5 protein-coding genes and 2 pseudogenes are annotated in these 2971 nt (G+C 48.9%); all 7 read left to right on the top strand.

Features of this window, described 5'->3' with window-relative positions:
• Nucleotides 1-115, top strand: a 115-nt coding sequence (locus QZF50_RS23340; protein WP_001453103.1) for a DUF987 family protein, incomplete at its 5' end; no start/stop codon positions are given.
• A gap of 79 nt (nucleotides 116-194) precedes the next feature.
• Nucleotides 195-563 carry a type IV toxin-antitoxin system YeeU family antitoxin gene (locus QZF50_RS23335; protein ID WP_001280917.1) on the top strand — a complete coding sequence of 123 codons (369 nt, stop codon included), beginning with the start codon at nucleotides 195-197 and terminating at the stop codon, nucleotides 561-563.
• Nucleotides 564-652: 89 nt separating this feature from the next.
• A complete protein-coding gene (locus tag QZF50_RS23330) occupies nucleotides 653-1030 on the top strand; it encodes a TA system toxin CbtA family protein (RefSeq protein WP_001094449.1) in 378 nt (125 codons plus the stop codon).
• Nucleotides 1027-1176, top strand: a pseudogene (locus QZF50_RS23325) (DUF5983 family protein); the annotation flags it as partial. The gene QZF50_RS23330 and the pseudogene QZF50_RS23325, both read left to right, overlap by 4 nt.
• Nucleotides 1177-1251: 75 nt before the next feature.
• Nucleotides 1252-1449, top strand: a complete 198-nt coding sequence (locus tag QZF50_RS23320; RefSeq protein ID WP_087891818.1) for a DUF957 domain-containing protein — start codon at nucleotides 1252-1254, stop codon at nucleotides 1447-1449.
• Between the two features lie 84 nt (nucleotides 1450-1533).
• Nucleotides 1534-2379, top strand: coding sequence for a DUF4942 domain-containing protein (locus tag QZF50_RS23315; protein WP_061892569.1), 846 nt, complete (start codon nucleotides 1534-1536; stop codon nucleotides 2377-2379).
• A gap of 234 nt (nucleotides 2380-2613) precedes the next feature.
• A pseudogene (gene rhuM / locus QZF50_RS23310) lies at nucleotides 2614-2775 on the top strand (RhuM family protein); the annotation flags it as partial.
• Between the last annotated feature and the right edge of the window lie 196 nt (nucleotides 2776-2971).

Genomic DNA, 2971 nt, shown 5'->3' with positions numbered 1-2971 from the left:
GGCGTATACCGGTCGTGAAGTGCAGGATATTCCCGGTGTGCTGGCCGTTTTTGCTGAACGCCGTAAGGACAGTTTTGGCCCGTATGTCCGGCTGATGAGCGTCACCCTGAACTGAATCAGGACGGACATTCTGATGAGCCGAATTATCGCCACCACCGGACCATTCTTAACCGATTTTCTGTGAGGACTTTATCGTGTCAGACAAACTCCATGAGACAAATTATCCCGACGACCATAACGACCGCCTCTGGTGGGGACTGCCCTGCACCGTGACGCCCTGTTTCGGGGCACGTCTGGTGCAGGAGGGTAACCGGTTGCATTACCTTGCCGACCGCGCCGGTATCAGAGGCCTGTTCAGCGATGCAGATGCGTACCACCTGGACCAGGCCTTTCCGCTGCTGATGAAACAACTGGAGCTCATGCTCACCAGCGGTGAACTGAATCCCCGCCATCAGCATACCGTGACACTGTATGCGAAGGGGCTGATCTGTGAAGCCGACACCCTCGGCTCCTGTGGTTACGTTTATCTGGCTGTTTATCCGACGCCCGAAATGAAAAATTAACTCTCCAGAATAGCCTTCTGCTACGGCCTGGTGTTTTCACCACGCCACTTTCCCATTTTTCATCTCTGCATATCAGGAAAATCTTCAGTATGAACACATTACCCGACACACACGTACGGGAGGCATCGCGCTGCCCGTCTCCCGTCACCATCTGGCAGACACTGCTCACCCGACTGCTGGACCAGCATTACGGCCTCACGCTAAATGACACACCGTTCGCCGATGAACGTGTGATTGAGCAGCATATTGAAGCTGGCATTTCACTGTGTGATGCGGTGAACTTTCTCGTTGAAAAATACGCGCTGGTACGTACCGACCAGCCGGGATTCAGCAGCTGTACCCACTCTCAGTTAATAAACAGCATCGATATCCTCCGGGCCCGCCGGGCGACCGGCCTGATGACCCGCGACAATTACAGAACGGTAAATGACATTACCCAGGGGAAGCATCCGGAGGCGAAACAATGAAACTGGCCCTGACGCTGGAGGCAGACAGCGTTAACGTGCAGGCGCTGAACATGGGGCGCATTGTCGTTGACGTCGATGGTATTAAGCTCGCTGAACTGATTAACAAAGTCGCTGAAAACGGTTATTCACTCCGCGTGGTGGATGAACGTGACGCTACAGAAACACCGGCAACTTCTGCCAGCCCTCATCAGTTGCCGGAAGACAATACAGTGATACAGAGCGTGATGCCATTAACCACTGAAACAGCGCTGGATATCCTCATTGCGTGGCTGCAGGACAATATTGACTGCGAATCGGAAATTATCTTTGACAACGATGAGGATAAAACGGATTCGGCAGCACTGTTGCCCTGTATTGAACAGGCCAGGGAGGATATCCGTACCCTGCGCCAACTGCAGCTTCTGCAACAGAACCGGTGAGTCTTACTCACCAGACTTCATTCCACTGACGCCAGCCTGAACAGGGCTGGCGTTTTCATTTATCTGCAAAAAGGAATATCGATTATGTCTGAAATCACAGCCCCCCGTCCGGAAGTGGTCAACGGGCATACGGACGTTATCTGCTCAACCAGTATCCGCCACATTCTGGCTGTACGAAAGAGTACGCTGCTGCAAATCGACACACTTACCCGGCAACTGGCAGAAATCTCAGCAATGACAGAAAGTATTGGCGGTAAAACCGCACTGGACTGGGCGATGAAACAGGATTTTCGCTGCGGTTGCTGGCTGATGGAAAAACCTGAAACGGCAATGAAAGCCATCACCCGCAATCTCGATCGCGAAATCTGGCGTGACCTGATGCAACGTTCCGGGATGCTGTCATTAATGGATGCGCAGGCCCGTGAGACATGGTACCGGTCACTGGAATACGATAATTTTCCGGAAATCAGCGAAGCGAACATTCTGAGCACATTTAAACAACTGCACCAGAACAAAGATGAAGTGTTTGAGCGAGGGGTGATCAACGTCTTCAGGGGACTGAGCTGGAATTACAAAACTAATTGCCCCTGTAAATTTGGCAGTAAAATTATCATTAACAACCTGGTAAGGTGGGACCGGTGGGGATTTCATCTTATCACCGGGCAACAGGCTGACCGACTCGCCGATCTGGAAAGAATGTTGCACCTGTTCAGCGGTAAACCGATCCCCGACAACCGGGAAAACATAACCATTCATCTGGATGATCACATCCAGTCCGTTCAGGGTAAAGAGTGCTATGAAGATGAGATGTTCAGCATCAGATACTTTAAGAAGGGCTCCGCGCACATCACGTTCAGAAAACCGGAACTGGTTGACAGGCTGAATGACATTATTGCAAGACACTATCCGGGAATGTTACCTTCATTATAAAGTTCTAAGAATGAATTCAATTATGCATTTTAGCTTCATTCCCTCACGCAAAATTATTTGGGGGTTCTTATGGGGGTTACTCATTTATCCAACACAAATTAATCATTTAAAATTAATATATTAATACTCATATTCGACTCCTGTGATCTTCCGCCAAAATGCCTCTCCTGACGTTCTCCAACCCCTTGTAATACTGTCAATCCAGATATTTTCTACTGCTCAATATTCAATCGGCTTCAGGAATACCTGGTCTAAGGTTTTGTGATGGACGATGAGCGGCTGAAGAATCCGCCTGTCGGTTCTTCTGTCCTCGAACGCATCCGCGATATTCACGCCAGTATGCGCCGTGTTTATTTGCAGGTGATTTGCCCCCCTGCTGACTCTCAGCCAACTGTATCGCCATTAAGGTGAAGATGTTGTTTTACTCGCCCCAGAACACCCTTTTTTATACGACTATTCTATTTCTTTAACCGCTGGCGAAAAAAACTGACTATAAACTTCACCAATAATCAGACTGCCATCAAGATTAATTTGTTCATTTAATATATCAAATCAACTTGTTTTATTTTTACTATCAAAAATAGCTCATTGC

The organism is uncultured Escherichia sp. (assembly GCF_948475835.1).
In the GTDB taxonomy this organism is placed as follows: Bacteria; Pseudomonadota; Gammaproteobacteria; order Enterobacterales; family Enterobacteriaceae; genus ECMA0423.
Note: the sequence above shows the minus strand (reverse complement) of the source record. Positions and strands in the feature narration are given on the sequence as shown.

Bases quoted from the DNA above. Each gene is read 5' to 3' on its own strand.
- QZF50_RS23315 (WP_061892569.1), top strand. From the start codon at position 1,534: ATGTCTGAAATCACAGCCCCCCGTCCGGAAGTGGTCAACGGGCATACG.
- QZF50_RS23330 (WP_001094449.1), top strand. From the start codon at position 653: ATGAACACATTACCCGACACACACGTACGGGAGGCATCGCGCTGCCCG.